The sequence below is a fragment of the Paenibacillus taichungensis genome (assembly GCF_003287275.1).
GTDB classification, from domain to species: domain Bacteria; phylum Bacillota; class Bacilli; order Paenibacillales; family Paenibacillaceae; genus Paenibacillus; species Paenibacillus taichungensis_A.
In genome coordinates, this window is the sequence record NZ_QEVW01000017.1 from 38,812 (window position 1) to 61,305 (window position 22,494).

A 22,494-nucleotide genomic window follows, 5' to 3' on the forward strand; every position below is an offset into this window, starting at 1 on the left:
GCTATTTCCGCATACGTTGCCATACATTAGCGGCTACATCTACATATTTCAGCCAGCTTTTTCCGTTCTTGGCATCATCATGATATGTAGCTTCATAGGATTGCAGTGTCCGATCTGTCGGTGTAGCAGGCGGTGTTTGTACTACATTCGCTACTTCTGAATGTTTGCTCTGTTCAGTGCTGCTGCGTTTCGTCTGGAACTTGGCCATCAGAGTGGATGACACCTGCTTGGCTGCTTCCGTCACTTCGTTCAGCACTTCTCCCAGGTTTTGTACAGATTCCATAACGGGATCAATTTGTTTCATTTTGTGCTGCACATCAACTGTAATATCATTGGCATGCCTTACCGTCTGTTTGACTTCATAACTAAGTTCATCAATGGTCTTCTGAACTTCCTGCAGTGTCTGTGACACATTGTCGAGTGAACCCTGAGCGGACTTCAAGGTACGAATTAAAAAGAATACAAGCACTGCAAATGCAATTGCAATTAAAGCCACACTAATTTGATAGATCATAAAAGAACCTCACTTTCCAGTATAAATCGGTTTTGTTATTGCTTAGTTACCCGACCCATTCGGAGGCGAAACAAACAGGATATGAACTGTAAAAACAACCCCTCCTGGTAAAATATCGCAATGTTTCAACCCGAAAGGCCTCGGTTAAAGAACAACTACACACGGCAGTGAGACGAACACTTCTCGCTACCAAAGTTCTATAAACGAAAGGATGATACCCATGTTGAAATGGTCGGTACTATTTCTAATTATTGCTCTTGTTGCAGGTATTTTTGGATTCTTCGGAATTGTTGAGGCAGCTGCTTCGATTGCCAAAGTACTCTTCTTCATCTTTGTTGTATTGTTCGTCATCTCCCTGATTACGGGACGCAGCCGAATGCGATGAATGGGACTTCCCAATTATGAACAGCATTCGATACATACAAAAGCCTATCGCGCTTGCAAAAGCCGGTAGGCTTTTGTGCGTTCATTAATCTCTTTTTTGCAACAATTCTTCCCCCTGCACATTACGACTTATCTCTATTATGTATTACGCTCCCTTCTGGTCTATTCCATCGCTTCTCCCCGATTACATCATAAAAACAGGACCATTATGACATAGCCAACCCGGTTTTCTCCCACCGAAGTATGATATTTACAGGCTCTCCTTATACCCACATATGCTCCAGTTGACACTGGAGAATCCAAGAAAATATTGTTATAATTTGTGATTCATAAGTAAGCTTGCTTGGTTACTTTTAACACAGGACAACAAACTACATACCTAACCGAGGAGGAAGAACAAATGAAAAAAATCGTAAGTTTTGCTGCTGCTCTGACATTGATGGGTTCCATGGCCGCTGCCGCAGGTGCTGAGGAAGCGGTTACCGGAACGGTAGCTCCAGAAACGGGAACACAGGCAACCACAACAACGCCGGCTGTTGAAGTGAACAAACCTGCTGTAGACACTGTAGAAGGCACAGCTGAGACCGTAACTGGCACAACAGTAGACACAACGGGTACTGAAGGTACTTCAACGACTACTGAAACAACAACTTCAACAAAGGATGACAAAATCTTTGATGAGCCTGTTGTGAAAGCAGGAGATGAGGTTCTGGTCCCTACGATGCTGCTTAACCTGCTGGAGCGCACATGGTTCTATGATGCACCTAACGGCAAACCAATCGGTGCACTGGGTTCCCAAGTCATTGATACGACAGGTGAAGTTGTAGATGGATTCGATGGTGGTCAATGGGTACAAGTATATACGTGGAAAGGTAAAGCTTGGATCCACGTTGCTATTCAATAGTATCGTATAATCGTTCTAACGATAAGTAAAGAGGACAGCACGCAGGCAGCGGCTGTCCTCTTTTTCATTTCAAATGCGCTTATTTCCGGTTTGTCCCTCCCGATTTCAAGGGCTTCCCGTCGTGCCTTCTTCCATCTTCGGCTCCACATGCACATGTACATGCATAATATTATGTGAACGTTTCAAGCGCTCTTCAACCCGGTCACAGATCTGATGCCCCTCGATCAGGCTCAGTCTTCCATCCACCTCAATAACCACGTCTACCAGTACATGACTGCCGTGCACACGTGCTTTCACGTCCTTGATCATTTCTACACCAGGAACTCGCGCCACAGATGATCTTAGGTCTGTGAGTTCTTTCTGATCAAATCCGTCTGTCAGACGATGTGTTGAATCACGGAAAATCTCCCAAGCTGTCTTACAAATCAACAGACCTACAGCAATTGCAGCTACTTTGTCCAACCAAGGAAGTCCAAATTGGGCACCAATGATTCCGACCGCAGCCCCTATGCTGACCCAAGCATCCGAACGATTATCTTTGGCCGCAGCCATCAGAGCCTGACTGTTAATTTGTTTGGCAAGACGATGGTTGTAACGGTATACGCCCAGCATTACAAGCGCACAGACAACGGCAACTGCTGCTGACCAAAGGTTTGGTGCTACAAAGTTCCCTTCATACCAGGAACGAACCGCTTCAACCAATACCTGCAGGCCAACCATGGCCATAATAAATGAAGCAATTAGGGCTGCGACCGTTTCCGCTCTAAAGTGACCATATGCATGATCGGAATCAGGTGGCTTCTGGGATATGCGAAGTCCAATCAATACAGCAACAGACGCAACTATATCTGTAAGGTTATTAAAACCATCCGCCAGCAAAGCGCTGGAAGCAAACAAATATCCGCAGATCAATTTAAAAGCAGACAAGACCAGGTAGGCCACAATACTGACCCAAGCTCCGCGCTCTCCTTTGCGTATTTCTTCGTAGGCGTTCAAACCGGGCGACACTCCTTTAACGTTTCGTATTACGGTTGTTCCATGTTACCAAATGCGTACTGTGTGGGTCTACAGAAACAGTGTTGCTAAGCTGCATTGCTGTAGGGAAGCCGAAACAAAGTTGCCAGACCGCAGGGCTGTAGGTGAAGAGAAAAAATGTTGGCCCAGTCAAAAAAGTGAAGGTTTTCAGCATTTTATCAGGTTGCCCTTGTGGGGCTTTTGTAAAACGTATAAAATGAGTACATCCCGTCCAATTTGGACGGCTTACTGTAAGACCGGGAGGGAAATAACGATGAGCGATAATAACGAACCGAAAAAGATCAGTTTGCAGGATGCTATACGCCAGAAACTGGCACAGAAGAAAGAACAGGCAAACACGGGTAACCAATCCAGTGCCTATTTTGAAGGCGGCCCTAAAGCAATGAAGAGCCAAAACAACAAAAAGCCTAACAATCAGCGCCGCCGTACTGGCGGATCCTAGACCGCAAAAAGCTCTTGTATGAGCTGATTCTATGGCTACAGGATCGCCATGTATGACCAAAAAAAAGAACCGCAAGCTCTCCAGAGGAGGCTTGTGGTTCTTTTTATCTTTTATAGAAACGTATAGTTAACCAGGTTAACCATACTCAATGTAGACAGATGAGCTTATCTTAAGCTTCTACCGGATACATCTTGTTACGCAATTCTTTAATTTCGTCACTTTCCAGATACTCATCATAGCTCATTTGGCGATCAATAACGCCGTTTGGCGTAATTTCAATAATCCGGTTAGCGATAGTTTGAATGAACTGATGGTCATGGGATGTAAACAGCATAGTGCCGTCAAAATCAATCATACCATTGTTCAGTGCGGTAATGGACTCCAGATCCAAGTGGTTCGTTGGCTCATCCAAAATCAGGGCATTAGCGCCTGTTTGCATCATTTTCGCCAACATACAACGGACTTTCTCGCCCCCGGAGAGGACACTTGCTTTTTTCAGGGATTCCTCGCCTGAGAACAACATACGACCCAAGAATCCACGCAGGTACGTTTCATCCTGATCTTTGGAATATTGACGAAGCCAATCCACGAGACTCATATCTACTCCGTCAAAATATTTGGAGTTGTCTTTCGGGAAATAAGCCTGAGTTGTAGTAATACCCCAAGTGTATTCGCCACTATCCGCTTCGGTTTCACCCATAAGGATATCAAACAACAACGATTTGGCATTACCATTTGGGCCAACAAAGGCAATTTTATCTCCTTTATTCACCACAAAGCTGAGATCATTCAGCATGCTCACACCATCAATTGTTTTGTTGATACGGTCAACGGTCAACAATTGTTTGCCCGCTTCACGCTCAGGCTTGAAGTTGATGAACGGATATTTCCGGTTCGATGGACGAAGATCATCCAACGTGATTTTGTCGAGTTGTTTCTTACGCGAAGTCGCTTGCTTCGATTTGGAAGCATTCGCAGAGAAACGTTGAATAAAGGCTTGCAGCTCTTTAATCTTCTCTTCTTTTTTCTTGTTAGCATCACGTTGCAAAGCAAGTGCCAATTGGCTGGATTCATACCAGAAATCGTAGTTGCCTACGTACAGCTGGATTTTACCGAAATCGATATCTGCAATGTGTGTACATACTTTGTTCAGGAAGTGACGGTCATGGGATACTACAATAACGGTACCTTCATAGTCCATGAGGAAGTTTTCCAGCCATTGAATGGATTCGAGGTCCAAGTGGTTGGTAGGCTCATCGAGCAACAGGTTGTTTGGACGACCAAACAAGGCTTGTGCAAGCAGGACACGAACTTTTTCGTTACCGCTCAGATCAACCATTTTTTTCTCATGCATGTCACGTTCAATTCCGAGACCGATCAGGAGTGCCGCTGCATCCGGCTCAGCATCCCAACCGTTCAGTTCAGCAAACTCACCTTCAAGCTCACCTGCGCGCAAACCATCTTCTTCAGTAAAGTCCGCTTTGGCATACAATGCGTCCTTCTCCTTCATGATGGAATAAAGACGGCCGTGGCCCATAATTACAGTTTCGAGAACCGGATACTCATCATATTCAAAGTGGTTTTGCTTCAAAACGGCCATGCGTTCGCCCGGGGTGATGTGCACCTCTCCCGAGTTTGCTTCAATTTCACCGGACAAAATTTTCAAAAATGTTGATTTGCCGGCTCCGTTGGCGCCGATCAGACCGTAACAGTTGCCTGGCGTGAACTTGATATTCACATCTTCAAAAAGTGCACGTTTTCCGTAGCGGAGCGTGATGCCGCTTGTACTAATCATTAAGCATACCATCCTTTATTTAATATTCTGCATACTGCATGAATAGCAACTTGCATCAATCATGGATTCAATATCCCGAAGCCTATTCTGGCACCATATTATAACACAAAAAAGCGGCAAATTCGAAAATTGGCCGCTTTTTAATCGTTAAAGATTTGGTAAATGTACCGTTCATGCGGGTATACCCTTACATTAGCATATCTAGATCACTTTTGTTAGTCTTGTTTACTTTCTTCGTGCCGGATGCGGAGCGTCTCGCCATGTCCCAGCACCCGAATGCGTTCTGCATTGATTCCCAGTCGTTCTCGTTCCACTTCCATTCGATCAAGTGCTTCCTTGGGTGTGTCATCCGCCAGCTTAAATGTTCCATAATGCATGGGAACCATAAGCTGGGAACCCGTTTCCACAAATCCCTGTAACGCTTCTTCCGGCGTCACGTGCTGGGATGTCATGAACCATTCCGGGTCATACGCACCGATTGGCATCAGGGTAACTCCGATGTCAAAGCGTTCTCCGATCGTTTTGAATCCCTGAAAGTATCCTGTATCCCCTACAAAATAAATCACTGGCGGACCGCCAGGAGAATGATCAGCCGATGTTTCTATTGGATCATCCGTTCCTGCTGCTCGGGAATTTTTATAATCTCGGTCTTCACTCGTCGCGGCACTCTCCTCGGATGGAATGACTGCCGGGTGATTCTGTTCCAATACATAACCGCCCCAATGGGACGTATTGGTATCGAATAGGGTTCGGCGCGTCCAGTGCTGCGCAGGCACAAAGGTTATTTTGACACCGCCAAGCGTAATATGTTCCCACCATTTCATCTCATGACAACGATGGAACCCTTTGCGCACCATTTTGCGCTTGAGACCATCGGGAACGATGAGCAGTGTTTTGGCCGTGACCAACTTCCGCAGCGATGCGAGATGCAAATGATCATAGTGTGAATGCGAGATCAAAATGACATCCAGAGGCGGAATATCCTGAATCGGAATGCCAGGGGCACCGAGTCTGCGCTGAAATCCCATTTTTTCGGCCCAGACCGGGTCTGTCACGATGTTTAGTCCATGATATTGAATGAAAAACGTGGAATGACCAATCCAGGTAATCGTGGTTTCAGCCCGGTTGGCGTGCAGATAATCCAGCTCAGGTGGGTGCTTGGGCACGGTGTAGGAATAATCCTTAACTTTGCTGCGCCGTTGCTCCCTCCATTGCTTGAATTCCTTCAGCGTCTTGTCCGTACTTACATTATCAATGTTGTTATAACGGATTTTCGGCATGAAAGGGCCCTCCTCCCCTCCTCGTATCTTAACAAAAGATTACCCCGAATTGGAAAGTACGTACCAACGAATCAATCCTTTGGATTTTTACATTTCGCCAAGTAGACGAACAAAAACGCAATTGCAGCCACGATAATCAGTGGTGGGGCGTACATAATCGTAAAAGTCTCAAAAAAACTTAATCCCGTTATACCCGGAATACCCGTTACCCCCGCGTCAGAGCTGAGAAGCAACCGTGGAATCATGACGAACAGCATGTTGGGAAGCATGAACGGACTCATCCTTTCTTTTTGCCAGCATTACCTCGCACATAATTGGCATCAAACAGAAACAGCTTCATAATGAGCACGAGTGAAGGAATGAGCACCAGCAGTCCCAGGCTGAACGCCGTAATGAGCGCAATACCCATCGTCTTGTTCGTAAAGCTGTCGTAAATATTAATGTACGGATACAGAATGTATGGAAGATGTGAGCGCCCATAGCCGTACCAGGCAAAGGCAAACTGCAGCATGACGGCGATAAAACACCAGCCCAAATATTTACGTTTCCATACCAGCGAGACGGCGATCACAAAACAGATAAAAGATGCGATAAACATCCATGAGATATTTAACATCTGCTCAAAGTGTGCGGGATTCTGTTTATTAATTTGCAAAAATGCCAGAAAGCTGGCAAAGATCGTAGGCAGACTCCAAAGGAGTGCATACTCCCGCAGAACCTCAAACGCAGTCTCATCCTCTGCCCGCTTGGCATAGTAGGAAAGAAACATCGCGGAGATATAGAGCACACTTACCAGTGCAAGCAATACAACCGACCAGGTATACGGATTCGTCAAAAACTCACGCCAGCGAAAAAAAACCTGATCACCTACCTGATCAATAATTCCACCTTCGGATATCGCCAAAATGGTGGAAAACACTGCGGGAATCAGCAATCCCGTCGCTCCGTACAATGCCATGTAGATCCGGCTGTTGTTCCCATGGTTCCCATAGGTATTATAGGCGTAGTACACGCCCCGGATCGCAAGCAGCACAATCGCCAATGAACCCGGAACAAGCAACGCTGTCCCATAATAAAAAGCGCTATCCGGATAAAATCCGACCAGACCAACCACAAAAAAGATCAAAAACACATTCGTCACTTCCCACACGGGTGAGAGATAGCGCTGAATAATGTTATGAATTTTGTTCTCGTGTCCGGTTAATATGCTGTAAAAGCTGAAAAAACCGGCCCCAAAGTCAATTGAAGCCACAATCAGATATCCAAACAAAAACGTCCACAAGATCGCGATGCCTGCAATTTCAAAGCTCAATGCACGATCCCTCCTTCCAGACCGAGAGACTCCAGTTCCTTCTCTGCTTCCTTGTTACGGAAAAGCTTGCTGAGTACCCGAATCGCTGAGAAGCAAAGGATCAGGTACAGCAAAATAAACAGAACCAGCATCCAGCCTACGGAGGATGATGTTGTTGCTGCTTCCGACACCTTCATGTAGCCGCGCAATATCCATGGCTGTCTGCCGACCTCGGCGAACATCCAGCCCAGCTCAATGGCAATCATGGCCAGTGGCCCAAGCAGGACGATGCCGAGCAAGAGCCATTTGGGATAAGGCTTGCGCCCTGGCAGCCAGCGGCGGAACACATAAAGCACCGGGATCAGCAGAATGATCACGCCTGTCGTCACTTTCAGGTCAAACATATAGTGAATGGACAACGGCGGCCTCAGATCGGCCGGAAATTCTTCAAGCCCTTTCACTTCCGTATCCGGTCTGTTTCCCGCCAGTATGCTGAGTGCATAGGGAATCTCGATGGCATATTTCACTTCATTGTTCTCATCAAGAATCCCCCCATAGACCAGCGGCGCTTTCGTCATCGTTTTGAAATGCCACTCTGCAGCGGCCAGCTTCTCCGGCTGGTATTTCGCTAGAAATTTACCGGAAGAATCTCCGATCATGACGGTGCTGACCGCAAATACGAGCGCACATACCGTTGTAAGTTTAAGTGCCTTTTTGTAATACACATGATCCCGACCCCGAAGCAAGCTGAATGCGGCGATGCCTGCCAATATACCCGCACTCAATGTGTATGACGAGGCGAGCACGTGAGATACCTTGGTCGGGGTAGCTGGATTCAGCATCGCAGCAATCGGATGGATATCCTTCATGATGCCATTAATCAGGGTAAACCCCTGAGGTTGGTTCATAAAAGAATTCACTGTTGTAATGAATATCGCAGAAGCAGAGGATCCCAGTGCCACCGGAATCAACAGCAACATATGGGTATATTTCTTTTTGAAACGGTCCCATGTGTAAAGGTAGATTCCAAGAAAGATCGCCTCCACAAAAAAAGCGAACGTCTCCATAAACAGCGGCAAGGCAATGGCCTGCCCCGCTACCCGCATGAACATCGGCCACAAGAGGCTGAGCTGTAAACCGATTGAGGTGCCCGTAACCACACCAACGGCAACGGTAATGACGAAACCTCGCGCCCATCTGCGCGCCAGCAAGGTGTAATGGATATCATTGGTGCGCAGTCCGCGCCATTCAGCCAAGGCGATCATGAGCGGAACACCTACACCAATGGAGGCAAAAATGATGTGCACAAACAAGGTTAGACCGGTCAGCATCCGGCTGAGCAGAACAGGGTCCAGGGATGACATGGGGTTACACTCCTCTTTCACTTAATCGTTATGTACGACTTCATATCGCCTGTGTGACGGTATGGCTCAATAACTCATAATCCGGATAATACTTTTGACAACGGCATACAGCACAATCACGGCTGCCACCAGGCAGACGATAATAAGGGTTTTCTCTTGTTTACGGAACATAGACCTGCCGTCCTCCCTTTTGCATGGCATGCAAATTATGGCTCTATAGACAGTTTGCAAAAGAAGTTGTTTTTTTATCCGGAAAATTTTGAAAAACAAAAAAAGCCTTTATCTATTTCAGGATAAAAGCATCCTATTAGATAAAGGCTTCTCTTGCCTTACAAAAGTTCGTCTTGCTTAGGCAATCGAACCTTGAACGTGCTTCCTTTGTGAGGTGCGGATATAAAGGTAAGCGTTCCCTGGTGGTCCTCTACAATTTTGCGTGAAATGTAAAGTCCCAGTCCAGTCCCGCCAATCTGACGATGATCCGAATTGTCCACACGATAAAACTTCGTAAATAGCAGGTCCTGCACATTCTCTGGAATACCTATTCCATAATCACGTACATCGATGCATAACCATTCTTTTTCTTCCCACAGCGTAATATCAATTCGGTCTGCTCCAGGTGAGTACTTGACTGCATTACCAACCAAATTATGCAGCAGCTGAACCATCCGGTTCTGGTCCGCATAAGCAAAAAAGTCTCCATTAAACGCATGTACATAGATGCGCTGAATGGATTGCATATTCCATTGCTCAGCAACACCCTCAACCAACTCAAGCAAGGGTACATACGTCTTATGGTAGGTCATGCCTTCATTGTCCAGACGTTGAATATCAAGTACATCATCCAGCAGACTACTCAGCCGTGCACCTTCCGAAGAAATGGTTTCCATGAAGTCCTGACGCTGTGAAGCGGGAAGATCATACATCATCATTAGTTCCACATAGCCCATAATGGTCGCTACAGGGGTACGAAGCTCATGGGACACCACGCTGATCAGTTCGTTTTTCATCCGATTCAGGCGTTCTTCCTCCGTACGATCACGGAACACCAGAAGAAATCCATGGTTTTTACCGGGAACATCCATTTGCTTCATGTATAGGGAAAATACACTCTTTTCCACATCATTGAATATAAATTCTGCTTCCACAAAGGCCAGTTCTCCGTTCAGAAAAGCACGAGTCTGCTCCACCAAATTGAAATCAGCGGTTAACACAAGGGTATCAATGGCATTGGCTAAATCTACGATAGATCTGCCCGAAAAATCTCCGAGACCAAACATTTCTTCAATTCTTCTGTTAACTATCGTGATGGTGCCGGAACGATCAGACATGACCAGTCCTTCCCGAACCGATTCAATGAAATGCTCGCTGATATCCCGCTGTTCCTGAATGGCAACTTTTTCATGAAACAACTCCGCATTCAGCTTCTCCAGAGCCAGCGCATGACGTACACGGTCTTCTTCAGCTCTTGTCCGCTCGGTAATATCCTTGATAAATAAGTTATACAGCATTTCGTTATTGCCCAGCTGAATTTCTACTATTTTGTACTCAATCGGAAAAACGGAACCATCCCGGCGAATACCTGAAATCTCTTCGACGATGACATGCCGTTTCCCCCGGATATACTCACATTGGTTCAGCATTTCCTTGATTTCCATACAGCTCGCTCCCTGAAAAAGGGATGGGGCCTCTTTTTCTAATACAACCTCTTCCCGTTTCAATCCAAACATTCTTTCGGCTTCCGGATTAAACTCAATAATCAGTCCGTTTAAATCCACAGCAATAATGGCATCAATAGATGAATCTATGATTGCCCGTTTGATTTCTTCACTATTCTTCAGCTCTTTGGTTCGTTCTCTGACCCTATCTTCAAGCGTAAGCTTGTCCTGACGTATCTGCTCGAATTGTTCAAGGAGCACATCGGCCATTTTGCGCAAATTGCCAATTAGAATCTGCACTTCGGTAACGTGGCTGGTCGGCCAATCCATCTTACCATTACGAAATAATAGTCTGGGAAGGGAGCCTGTCATCCGTGTGAGGCGTTTCATTGGACTTACGACTTTCTTGCTAAGTGGAGCAGCCACAATCATGGATACCACGAAAATGATAAACAGAGATTGAAGCGTAGTCAGATAGATCGCCTCAATACGTTTGTAATAATTGGCTGAGTTGGTCTCAACAAAAACTCGATAAGGGGTACTTGTGGTCATATCTGCTTCATACATAAACGATGCCTGTTTCCAGTGAGTAAGCACGTCACTATAATAAGCATCCCCAGAATGAAATAGGATACTGTTCTCCCCTGGCTTGAGAAAACGATATTTGTTGATATCCAGGTAACTTCCCTGCGGAAGCGTATCCAGTCCAGAAGCTACAACCTTATTATTTGGATCCAGAATGATGACATTTACATCCAGCAGATGATGATAACGTTCCATGCTCTGGTGCATGTTCTCTTCGGTTAGATATTGATCATTTAAATCCTTGATAACGGCATTCGCAGCGTGTTTTAGATTAGATACAATGGAGTTATTGATCTGACCTAGCTGTCTTCGACTGTCGGCCGATAATAGAACAAGAGAGACAACGACTACAAAGGATACGACGTATTTAAATGCAATTCGTGTGAGCGGAATGGTTCCTGTTCGTTTCGACTTCAACTCGCCATTTGTAATCCAGAAATCTACCACAATACCTGCGATCAGCGCGTTAACCATACTGGTCACAGCGACATGCATGTAGGTATATTTTAATTCTTCAAGATTCATGCCCATAATGTATCCATAACAGGTCACTGGCAATAACATCGCGACCCAGAATGCAGCATTGGCCTTCATGACACTTCCATTCTTCCATCGGATCTGCCATCCCAGCATCCAGATTAATTCAATAGTATGAGCGCCAATCATAAAAAAACTATTTGGGACTAGACCCGCGAATAACACACCCAAGGTACAGATTGCTATCAAAGTAGTGAATCCGTATATGGCTCCATGTAAGCGCAAGGCAATAAAAGTTGCTGCTGTGCCGAACAACAGCTGTACCCCGTAAAAAAGAGTCAACGGAAAGATCGTTCCCAACGTACCCAGGATAATAAGTATAGCCGTACCCAACCACGGAATACGGAGTTTGATTACTATCCACTCCAACACCTTATTTACCCTTATGTAGTCCATAGGCAGCCGTCCTTATGATTAATTTCTACGTTTGCATTCAACAACAACGTTGGTACCTCCTATGGATTAAAGCTCGTAAGAGTTACTTTATTTCCCTCAAACCGTTCTGATACATTATACTGTAATTAATACTCAATGTAGCTTTGGGAAATTTTGAATGATCGGCAAATGCTCTTCATTCATGGTAAAATACTGAAGTTTGGCCTCAACTCTATAGAACTTTCTACATATGCATCCTATATTCTGGAATACAAACATTAAAATTTTTGCAGCATTTCCACACAAATTACGCCATTTTTTTAGAAGTTTCTTAACAAATTCATTTCATCAGGAGTGTGACCTCAATGTCTATCAAAGTTCTTCTTATAGAAGATGAGAAAAATCTGGCCGACATGATTGCTTTCTTTCTTGAGGAGGAGGGTTACATAACTGAACGGGTTCATCATGCACGCGAAGCACTTCAACTTTTTCCACGATTCCAGCCCGATATTGTAGTCACTGACTTGATGCTGCCTGAAACAGACGGTAATGATCTGGTTGATGCGTTTCGCCAGCACTCGACTGTACCCATATTGATGATCTCGGCCAGCACCATGCTGAATGATCGGCTCCGAGCATTACACAATGGTGCAGATGATTTTCTTTGTAAACCCTTTAGTCTGAAAGAGCTTGATGCACGTATTAAGGCATTACTGCGCAGATCGGCTATATCTTACCCGGACAAGCCAATAAAAGAGGATAAACCGGCTGAAGTTGTCGGACATGTCAGTGTGAATGAGTACAGAAGAACTCTGTTTGTAGATGGCATTGAAATCGAGGTCACTCATATTGAGTTTGAAATTATGAAGGAATTGTACCGAAATCCCGGCAAAGTGTTTACCCGCAATGAACTCATGGATCGAATTAAAGGCTCAGAACGAGCTTATCTGGACCGCACAATTGATGTACACATCTCCAGTCTTCGCAAAAAAATTGAACCCGACCCCAAAAATCCAAGGTATATTAAGACGGTTTGGGGAACGGGATATAAATACGTCATTTAATACACGCCGGAATGAAATAATGGCTCATGTCCTCTCTCTGTCATCGTCTCATCGACTGAGTTGAGGGCTGAGCTGTTTTTGTTTTGTATGCAAAAGAATGTAACCATTTTTGGATTTCCATGATCAGCCTATCTGGTTCTTTCTCGTGCCATAGGATCATCTTCATCAGACCTGTACCCGTAACAAGCTGCAAATGACGCTTGCGAATAAGGCATTGAAAATCCGTAATCACCAGTAATGGAATCTGAGGCATAAATGCCCGAATGGCATTTGATGCTGAAACGGCTTGCCCGGCGTCCTGATAATCGACAATACAGCAGTGAGCTTTGCCCCATTCTCCCTCCCCCTTGCTATCCACTTTCTTTTCTTTGTTTACTGCGGACTCCCTCTGCTCGTCTATTATCCACTCATTCAACAATTCAATCATATTGTCATAATCAATACCACGACTTCCGTCCGAAAGTACGGTAATGGGTTCCATAGCAATAACCTCCAGTTCATTCTCTCTTCTTATTGTGCCAATCTTCATTTAAAAATGTTCATGAATGAACATAAAAGAAGTGTTAACTATCTTCGTACTTCTTCACAAACTGTGTAAGGTTCATTACCCATTTCGCAGTTTGCGTCAATTCATGTAAAATAGGGATATGCCCGTGTCCATTGCGGGAACTTTAAGAATGAATCCGGTACAGGAGGTTATGAACCGATGAATATTGTTTCCATTGAACCAACACCCAGTCCCAATACGATGATGCTGCATCTGGACGAACGTCTGGAGGACGGGATCCGCAGAACATATACACTGGATAACGAACGGTCTGCTCCGGCGTTTATTCGCCAGATGCTTCATATTCCCGGAGTAAAAAGTGTATTCCACACAACCGACTTCGTAGCGCTCGATCGCAAGGGAAATGCGGATTGGTCCGTCATTCTTGGCGAAGTTCAAAGCCGTCTTGGCCAGCAGGGTATTGATCTGGACTGGATTGAATCTGAAGATGCCTCTGGTGAACACTTCGGTGAAGCACAGGTATTCGTCCAATTCTTCAGAGGTGTGCCGATGCAAATTCGAGTCAAAGCCGGTGCCAAGGAAGAGCGGATTTCGCTCTCGGATCGGTTCGTCAAAGCCGTTACTGAAGTCGCCAGCGCTACGCTGATCAAGGAACGGAAACTGAGTGATTATGGCGTCCGCTACGGGGAATTGCCTGAAATCGCAAGAGAAGTTGAACAGGAGCTGGAAGCAGCATATCCGCCTGATCGTCTGGAACGCGTAATTCAACAAGCTATTGAGCACGGCACCAATTCCGAAGAGTTCGTGGAACGTCGCCGTCAGCTGGATGGTGCCGAGCTTGAAGAGGCTCTGCATAATGAGGACTGGAATGTTCGCTACGCTGCATTTGATGGTATGGAGCCTACAGCGGAACGACTGCCACTCGTTGCCCATGCACTTCATGATAATAAAATGCAGATTCGCAGGCTGGCTGTTGTATATCTAGGTGATATCCGCACACCGGAAGCGATGGAGCTGCTGTACGAAGCTCTGCAGGATAGTTCACCCGCTGTACGTCGGACTGCCGGAGATACCCTCTCCGATATCGGGGATCCTGCAGCAACTGTAGCCATGACAGCTACGTTATCCGATAAAAGCAAGCTTGTACGCTGGCGTGCAGCCCGCTTCTTGTACGAAGTGGGAACCGAAGAAGCTGAGCAAGCTCTGCGGAAGGCAGCCGAAGATCCTGAGTTTGAAGTCAGCCTGCAAGCCAAAATGGCACTGGAACGGATTGAATCCGGGGAACAGGCAGCCGGAACCGTATGGCAGCAGATGGCTGGGCGTAACAAGACGTCGGAGTAGTCCTTTCGATTCATATCCAACAATTGTTATTGCACTGGAATACCATGGGGGTTATACTGATTGTCTGTTTACTCAACAGAACATTGAGTGTTACGTTCTGTGATTTATAATTTCATAGACAATAGATACACCTCATCCATGATGATGAGGTAGAGGTCGCGGGTGCGATCAGTACGCTGAAGGAGGCGCTAAGGAGCCGCTTATGAATTCAGCCGAAAGGTGCACCCGCCGAAGCCCGCAGGACGGTTCCTTACGTTGTCCAGCGCGGCTGGGGCTGTTGCCGAAAGGTGCAGAACTGTCACAGATGCATGATGTGCCTTCCTCGGAGGGTATGATTTCTTCTGTGTTGAGCTATCTTAAACATTTGGGACGAGGTGCGGACGATTGATAATAAAGACCGCAGGCTAATGCCTGCGGTCTTTTGTGTTATTTTCCATTGTTCTGAACCCATTAGTACGCTGAAAGAAGGAGTGTTTCCATGCAAGACCGCAACAACCAAACTACAACAGGACCTACCCTGAAAAAAGGACTACGCGCACGGCATATGACCATGATTGCACTCGGTGGATCCATTGGTACTGGACTGTTCCTCGCAAGCGGAACCGCCATTTCCAATGCAGGCCCCGGCGGTGCACTGATTGCTTATGCTGCCGTCGGCATTATGGTCTTCTTTCTAATGACCAGTCTCGGGGAACTGGCTACCTTCATGCCCGACTCCGGTTCATTCAATACGTATGCGGCCCGCTTCGTCGATCCGGCCCTTGGGTTCGCGATGGGTTGGAACTTCTGGTACAACTGGGCCGTCACCATTGCGGCAGAACTCGCTGCCGCAACCGTACTCATCAAATACTGGTTCCCTGACAGTTCATCCATGTTGTGGAGTCTGTTGTTTCTCGTATTAATCTTTGCACTAAATGTGTTGTCCGTTAAAGGATATGGAGAGTCGGAATACTGGTTCGCCATTATCAAAGTCGCTACAGTAATCATCTTCCTTACCGTTGGTGTGCTCATGATCTTCGGCATTATCGGTGGAGAAGCGGTAGGATTCAGCAACTTTACTGTTGGAGACGCACCATTCCATGGCGGATTCTTTGCGGTTCTCGGTGTATTTATGGCTGCAGGGTTCTCTTTCCAAGGAACGGAGCTCATTGGTGTCGCAGCCGGTGAGAGCGAAAATCCGCGTGAAAATGTCCCTCGTGCTATCCGGCAAGTGTTCTGGCGTATTCTGATCTTCTACATTCTGGCGATTACAGTCATCAGTCTGATCATTCCATATACACATCCGAATCTGCTTAAAGGTGATCTGAATAACATCGGAGTTAGTCCGTTCACTCTTGTCTTTGAAAAAGCGGGTCTGGCTATTGCTGCTTCCGTCATGAATGCTGTTATTTTGACCTCTGTACTGTCTGCCGGAAATTCAGGCATGTATGCTTCAAGTCGTGTCCTGTATGCTCTTGCCCGGGATGGCAAAGCGCCTCGCTTCCTCGGTCGGCTGAACAAAAAAGGCATTCCAATGAATGCCCTTCTCTTGACCACAGCGGTGGGTATGCTTGCTTTTCTAGCCTCCCTTTTCGGTGATGGTATTGTGTACACCTGGCTTCTTAATGCATCTGGTATGTGTGGGTTTATCACCTGGCTCGGCATTGCCATCAGCCATTATCGCTTCCGCCGCGCGTATGTAGCCCAAGGTCGGGATTTAAACGATCTGCCCTACCGTGCACGCTGGTTCCCATTTGGGCCGATCTTTGCTTTTGTGTTATGTATCATCGTCATTATTGGACAGAACTATCAGGCGTTTACGGGGGATCAAATTGATTGGAGCGGAGCCCTCGTCGCCTATTTAAGCGTTCCGCTGTTCCTGATCTTATGGCTGGGTTATAAATTTATTAAGAAAACAAAAGTTGTACCATTACAGGAATGTGATTTTACAACATCACCAGATTAATTATGCCCAGATAATGATATCGATCAACATGGGGTTACTCCATGAAATCAAACAGGTAGCCTTCCTTCTCTCAACGAAAGAAAAGGCTGCCTGTTTGATTTGTCCAGGTTTTGTATATGTCCCTATGTTTACAATAGAACAGTTAATCTATTTTGGGACAAAAGGGGTACACGTACGATGAAATTCTTTTTTTCCATGCTTGTTGTTCTCGGGATCTTACTTCTTTTCTTGCCTCTTCTGCAAGAAAAGTATTTTGACTGGCAGCAAGCCAAAGTCATGGATGAGCTGAAACAGCTACAACTCGACCTAACTAAAATCAATGATTCTTTTGAACAAGCAAGACTGGATCCCAACTCAATCGATGATGAGACCGAAGACAAAGAACAGGAAGGTTATCCCCATGCACTGGGGGTTATTACAATTGATGAGATTGATGTGCAACTGCCCATTCTGGAGGATGCAACCGAAAGCAATATGAAGGTTGCAGCAACGCATCTTGTGGAGACGGCCCGCATCGGAACTGAAGGAAATGCAGCGATAGCTGCCCATCGTGCTCACAAAAAAGGACGCCTGTTCAACCGAATGGGAGAATTGGAGATTGGTGATTGGATTAAAGTCACTCTGGCAGATCAGACCCATATCCAATATAAAGTGGATCAGATATCCGTTGTGGAGCCTACGGACTTGTCCGTACTTGAGGATCCACATCTGGGACAGGTGCTCACCTTGATTACCTGTGATCCATTAGTAAATCCAACGCATCGGCTGATTATAAGAGCCGTCCAAGTGACTTCAGAGGTTGCTCAGCGTGACCTGCCATAAACATGCTGTAGAAACCAAAAACACCCCTGGCATGCGCGCGGTGATTCTGAATCTCCGAAGCGCTTATGCTGGGGGTGTTTTAGTGTAGATGTAAAGTCATGTCCGAGGTTACATGTTCCCGTCTACGAATTCATCTGTTGTCTTCGACGAAGATACAAGTACCCCATACTACCGAGAATAATCATAAGAGCCCCTGCAAGAGTGTGTCCCCATGTACTCTCTTCTCCTGTTTTAGGCAGCATGCCTAGGAAAGAACCATCCTTCCTTTCCTCCTCTGTTGCTGCGACATTCGTATCTGCAGGAGAGGAGATTTGATCCGCTCCTGGGCTAATAGCATCGCCAGCATTGGCAACATCTGAAGGCTCTTCTTCATCAACAGTCGACCCTCCTGGATTGGAAGGAGAGTCTCCAGCATCCGGCTCCGTTGGATTATCCGTCCCATCCTCTGATTCTGAAGTTCCAGGCGTTACCACCGTGCCTGGAACCGTTGTGTCCGGTGTTGATGGTTCTGGTGTTGATGGATCTGGCACTGATGTCCCAGGATTCGGTGTTCCTGTACTTGGCGTTCCCGGATTATAAGGCTCGCTTGGCCCCCCCGGTACGGGAATGGCGATATTCATCTTTTCCACCACTACGGTTTCCGTCTGTTTAGCCGTAATCTCGAATTCAACCGGCGTTTGGTCCAGTCTATACCCTGTTGGTGCTTTTATTTCAACCAGCTGATACTTATTGGGCTTCAGGTCTTTCAGCACAATCTCACCATTTGAATTGGTAATCAGTTTGGCTTCATCAATGCCTGTAACCACTTTGAATTCCCAAACACCGTTGGCATCCATGAGAGCACTTTGAGCACGTAATTCAAAAACGGCGCCTTGCAGATGTTGCGATTTGCCTGAGTTATATTTAACCAACTTAACGGAACGGTCATTTTCTTTATTTTCAATCGTTAATAGAGTTTCTGGTTTGGTAATCGGTACACCCGTTTCAGGTTGTTCAATAACGAAACCTTCTGCCTTGGTCTCTACCAATGTATAAGGGCCATACGGCAAGCTGTCAAACTCAATCACTCCGTTTAGATCCGTCACTTTTTTGGCGATCACATCAGCGTTACTGTCACGCAGTTCAAATTCAATTCCGCTTAATACGGAATGATCCTTGGCATTCACTTTTGTAACAACCAGCTTGCCACCCGAGCCCTGCACATTCATATGAGAAAGAGAGAGTATCCGGGTTTGATTCGCTGCAATTGTAAACGGAACTGGTGTTGCATCCAATTGATAGTACGCAGGTGCTTCAGTTTCTATTAATTCATAGTCCCCTGGTTCGAGACTTCCTTTGGCGATCCTTCCATCATCACCTGTAGTTAACTCCGTAATTTTATCTCGGGACGGGCCATTCTTCAAATAGAGTTCAAATGTTGCTCCTTTCAACGTCTTCGATGAATCCACAGAATCCATTTTCGTTAATTCAAAGCCCTGTCGAATTTTTTCATTCATAATTTCAAAGGGTTGATCAGGGTCTTTGAAATCAATTGTTTTCCCTGTAGAAGCTCCATAATCCGGATCAATCAAATAGCCGTTCGGTGCAGAAACTTCCTTTAACTTGTATGGCAGACCATTGGTTTGATCGTTAAATCTGTATTTTCTGGAGGTCTCGACCTCTCCATTGACATCGGTTGGTTTCAACGTTTCCAGAAGCGTCGTTCCGGACGCGTTATAGATAGCAAATATGGCTCCCTCAAGAGGACGGCCTGTATCATCCACTTTATAAATCTTGATTTTGCCAACACCTGTAGAAGCTCCCCCGCCTGCTCCAGCCATGGAAACCTGAATACCTGTCTGGTGATCTGACCCCGTCACCGACGAAGACTGTCCTGCGAATTCAACTTTATTTCCTATTCTCTCCCCGCTATCGGCATTAATAAAGGATTGATACTCCAATATAAAAGCAGTCTTCATCTCATTCTTAAAGGTGAATGTAAATGTATTGCCTTCCACAATCAGTTCATACTCATCAGCATCAACCAAACGAGCCTTGGTGGACACATTCCCTGAGTTGTCCGCAGGCAGATCTGTCGCATATAGCTTTAACGTATCTGCAAGCAAAATCTGATTATCTGATAACGTATCTGTCAATACGGAACCTGCGGCTATATAAGATTGGCTTGGGTTGATATTTACAGTCCAAGAAGCTTTATCACTTGAACCTAGTTGCTGTCCTGTTTTGTGTACGTAGACGCCACCGTGTTCAGGTATGACCGACACTGACTTCTCAAAACGTACCGTTCCCCCCTCACCATCCGTTAAGACAGCATGATTGGAATACGTACCCTCTACTGCAAAATTCCCATCCAAACTGGTTTTATACACAACACGATAGGCTGACTTTCCAATGTTTCCGAGGTTTAATGCAAAACCCGTACCGTCCGAGTTCAATTGGAATTGCCCTGCTGTCAGTACAACTTCATCACCAATGTCAATGACATTATTCGCTCCCGCTAGTGTGAGCTTATTTACTTTCAAAGAGCCATCTACAAAAGATTGGTTACCCGTATACGCATCCTTGAGAATAGCGTTCTGGATATCATATAAATTATAATTCACATCAATCGTCCAGGTGATCGTTTTGTCCTTCGCGCTGTATTCTCCCTTCTTGTTGCCGTTCTGTATCGTATAATCTTGCGGTTTGACTACAGCCGATTTGGTAATCGAGGCTTGTGGTACATTTGACTCCTTCCAATTCAAAGTAGCCTGGTTACGATATTCATTGTTTGTTGGCATACCTGCCGTTGGATCAAAGCTGGTCTTATACGTAATCACATGCTCTTTATTGATTTTACCGTCAGCCTTCAACTGAATAGAGAATCCTTTTTCAAAATGTATATCATCTGGATCAGCAACGGGCTCAAGTTCGAATTGATCTTTCTGATCGCCACTAATTTGTAGACTACCCGGAATGAGCTTCATATGTCTTCCTGCGTAATTGTCCGTAATGACGATGTCCGTCATCTCTTTCAAATCACGGTTTAGAACAATCTTCCACTCAATCTCCTTGGTATTAAAATTTTCACTTTGAACACTTTTCGCAAAAATGATTTCCTGAATGTCCCTTTTGCCTTCTTTTTCTGTACCGTCATACATATTGACCGTATTTGTTACCGTACCATCTTTATAGACGCGATCCATCGTTTTGGTTTGATATTCAATTTCATAAGCCTTGGTAATGTCATTTTTAAATTGTAATTTAAAGCCATCATCAAAGCCTGTACCCACTCCTGTGAGTGTGTATTCGTTGGAATCGACTAAAGCAGAACCCGCTGGCTTGCCATCAACGTCGATGTCGACTTGACGTACTTTTACCGAACCATCAATCAACTCATGTTTCGTTGTGTCAAAACGATCTTCAATCCATGCGTTCGCCTGCGTAATCTCTTGTTGATTGTAATTGTATTGCACTTTCCATGTGATCGTCTGGGTCACTGGATTGTAAGCACTCTCTTGACCGGATTTTTTCAAAGGCTCATTGAAACTCACCTTGACGCTACCGATATCAGTTTCATCATACTCGCTCTGATCACCTGTAAGAACCACCTTATTTTCATACAAAACGTTTGTAAAAGGTGCAGTTGTTGGTGCTTTGATACTCGTTGTATACTTCACGCGGTATGCCTTATCAATATTCCCCAAGGCAATTGGAAACTGAGTTTCTGTTCTAACTGTATTTCCTTCTTTGACAGATCCGTCTAATTGAATATCCAATTCGCGAATCTCAATATTCCCCTTAAGTGGACCTGCCGAGAGCGTATCATTCAGAACGGCATTGTTAATCCTCTTCTCTCCCTGGTTGAAATCGACAGTCCATTCAATCTCATCCGAGTTGAAATTATTCTTATTTGCGATACCCGATTTCGTGAGTTTATCTATGGCTGTATTCTGAAAATGCACATTAATGATGTCTTGTCCAACGGAACTAAAGTCTATTGGCTGCCTCAAGCCGCCATCCATCTTGCTCTCATCGAACTTGATCCAAACGTAGAAATTCCCCTCCAGCTTCTCACCTACGATACGGTCATTAAACGTAAACGTGATCTCTCCATCGGGATTGACGACATATTCCCCAACTCCACCATCCAAATCCCCTTTTAGTTGCGATCCAATTTTGAATTTGTCTGGTAAACGAAAAGTAAAAGTGGAACCATCACTATAAGTATGGGCATCGTTTGGAAGCCCCCATGTGAAGACCACAGCCACCGCATCCTTAACGCTAGGTCGTATATCTTCGATACGCTCCCCTTTTAAATTAATATTTCCATTCCCATCATACTCCGGTATCTGATTATACATTTGAACACTTGTAATTAAATTATCTTTTATGACTTCCGCAGCATTATTGGCCATTGCCAGAGTACCCGGATCAACTTTAGCTTCTGAATTGAGATCTGACTGTTCAGCAGATTCATCAGACTCGGGAGAATCCATTGACACTCCATTATCACCATTCCCCGTTACTGGGCCTTCTTCTGATGCTGTATCCATAGTTACAATTGCTGTCATATCATCCTGAGCATGCAGGGTTGGTGTAAACATCCATCCTTGCATCATTTGCGTGATCAGCAACAAAGCGATGATCACCATGCTCACTTTTTTCTTCATT

The 22,494-nt window shown here is 45.4% G+C and carries 17 protein-coding genes and 1 riboswitch; of the genes, 7 read left to right on the forward strand and 10 right to left on the reverse strand.

What is annotated here, in order from left to right:
* Position 1 precedes the first annotated feature (1 nt).
* Positions 2-514, reverse strand: a complete 513-nt coding sequence (locus DC345_RS24245) for a DUF948 domain-containing protein (protein ID WP_113055386.1) — start codon at positions 512-514, stop codon at positions 2-4.
* Positions 515-734: 220 nt separating this feature from the next.
* Here DC345_RS24245 and DC345_RS24250 point away from each other — a divergent pair, with 220 nt between their 5' ends.
* A complete protein-coding gene (locus DC345_RS24250) occupies positions 735-899 on the forward strand; it encodes a DUF1328 domain-containing protein (RefSeq protein WP_017692264.1) in 165 nt (54 codons plus the stop codon).
* 399 nt (positions 900-1,298) lie between these two features.
* Positions 1,299-1,802, forward strand: a complete 504-nt coding sequence (locus DC345_RS24255) for a hypothetical protein (RefSeq protein ID WP_113055387.1) — start codon at positions 1,299-1,301, stop codon at positions 1,800-1,802.
* Positions 1,803-1,907: 105 nt separating this feature from the next.
* On the opposite strand, the gene DC345_RS24260 is transcribed toward DC345_RS24255, so the two are convergent.
* Entirely contained in the window at positions 1,908-2,798 is an 891-nt protein-coding gene (locus DC345_RS24260) for a cation diffusion facilitator family transporter (RefSeq protein ID WP_090904714.1), read from the reverse strand.
* 292 nt (positions 2,799-3,090) lie between these two features.
* Between DC345_RS24260 and DC345_RS24265 the strand changes: the two genes are divergently transcribed.
* Positions 3,091-3,279 carry a hypothetical protein gene (locus DC345_RS24265; RefSeq protein WP_113055388.1) on the forward strand — a complete coding sequence of 63 codons (189 nt, stop codon included), beginning with the start codon at positions 3,091-3,093 and terminating at the stop codon, positions 3,277-3,279.
* A gap of 169 nt (positions 3,280-3,448) precedes the next feature.
* Here DC345_RS24265 and DC345_RS24270 read toward each other — a convergent pair whose 3' ends face one another.
* From DC345_RS24270 to DC345_RS24295, 6 genes are all read right to left on the reverse strand, one after another.
* Positions 3,449-5,074, reverse strand: coding sequence for an ABC-F family ATP-binding cassette domain-containing protein (locus DC345_RS24270; protein ID WP_113055389.1), 1,626 nt, complete (start codon positions 5,072-5,074; stop codon positions 3,449-3,451).
* A gap of 215 nt (positions 5,075-5,289) precedes the next feature.
* Positions 5,290-6,354 (reverse strand): MBL fold metallo-hydrolase, encoded by a 1,065-nt coding sequence (locus DC345_RS24275; RefSeq protein WP_113055390.1) that lies wholly within the window; start codon positions 6,352-6,354, stop codon positions 5,290-5,292.
* Between the two features lie 71 nt (positions 6,355-6,425).
* Positions 6,426-6,623: a cytochrome bd oxidase small subunit CydS family protein gene (gene cydS, locus DC345_RS24280; RefSeq protein ID WP_113055391.1), complete on the reverse strand. Its 198-nt coding sequence runs from the start codon at positions 6,621-6,623 to the stop codon at positions 6,426-6,428.
* Between the two features lie 8 nt (positions 6,624-6,631).
* Positions 6,632-7,666, reverse strand: coding sequence for a cytochrome d ubiquinol oxidase subunit II (locus DC345_RS24285; protein ID WP_113055392.1), 1,035 nt, complete (start codon positions 7,664-7,666; stop codon positions 6,632-6,634).
* A complete protein-coding gene (locus tag DC345_RS24290; RefSeq protein ID WP_076291251.1) occupies positions 7,663-9,009 on the reverse strand; it encodes a cytochrome ubiquinol oxidase subunit I in 1,347 nt (448 codons plus the stop codon). The genes DC345_RS24285 and DC345_RS24290 overlap by 4 nt, the downstream gene beginning before the upstream one ends.
* A 329-nt stretch (positions 9,010-9,338) precedes the next feature.
* Positions 9,339-12,182 carry an ATP-binding protein gene (locus DC345_RS24295; RefSeq protein ID WP_113055393.1) on the reverse strand — a complete coding sequence of 948 codons (2,844 nt, stop codon included), beginning with the start codon at positions 12,180-12,182 and terminating at the stop codon, positions 9,339-9,341.
* Between the two features lie 344 nt (positions 12,183-12,526).
* Between DC345_RS24295 and DC345_RS24300 the strand changes: the two genes are divergently transcribed.
* Complete coding sequence (locus DC345_RS24300) at positions 12,527-13,225, forward strand: response regulator transcription factor (protein ID WP_113055394.1); 699 nt, start codon at positions 12,527-12,529, stop codon at positions 13,223-13,225.
* Positions 13,226-13,265: 40 nt separating this feature from the next.
* On the opposite strand, the gene DC345_RS24305 is transcribed toward DC345_RS24300, so the two are convergent.
* On the reverse strand, positions 13,266-13,706 hold the full coding sequence (locus DC345_RS24305; protein ID WP_113055395.1) for a hypothetical protein: 441 nt from the start codon (positions 13,704-13,706) through the stop codon (positions 13,266-13,268).
* 225 nt (positions 13,707-13,931) lie between these two features.
* Here DC345_RS24305 and DC345_RS24310 point away from each other — a divergent pair, with 225 nt between their 5' ends.
* The 3 genes from DC345_RS24310 (at position 13,932) to DC345_RS24325 (ending at position 17,841) form a co-directional block, all read left to right on the forward strand.
* Positions 13,932-15,074: a virulence factor gene (locus DC345_RS24310; protein ID WP_113055396.1), complete on the forward strand. Its 1,143-nt coding sequence runs from the start codon at positions 13,932-13,934 to the stop codon at positions 15,072-15,074.
* Between the two features lie 142 nt (positions 15,075-15,216).
* Positions 15,217-15,436: riboswitch (Lysine riboswitch) on the forward strand.
* 116 nt (positions 15,437-15,552) lie between these two features.
* The gene (locus DC345_RS24320) at positions 15,553-17,019 is read left to right on the forward strand and encodes an amino acid permease (protein WP_113055398.1); all 1,467 of its coding nucleotides are present in this window, start codon (positions 15,553-15,555) and stop codon (positions 17,017-17,019) included.
* 177 nt (positions 17,020-17,196) lie between these two features.
* Complete coding sequence (locus DC345_RS24325; RefSeq protein WP_113055399.1) at positions 17,197-17,841, forward strand: class D sortase; 645 nt, start codon at positions 17,197-17,199, stop codon at positions 17,839-17,841.
* Between the two features lie 122 nt (positions 17,842-17,963).
* Here DC345_RS24325 and DC345_RS24330 read toward each other — a convergent pair whose 3' ends face one another.
* Positions 17,964-22,493 carry a collagen binding domain-containing protein gene (locus tag DC345_RS24330; RefSeq protein WP_113055400.1) on the reverse strand — a complete coding sequence of 1,510 codons (4,530 nt, stop codon included), beginning with the start codon at positions 22,491-22,493 and terminating at the stop codon, positions 17,964-17,966.
* Position 22,494 lies beyond the last annotated feature (1 nt).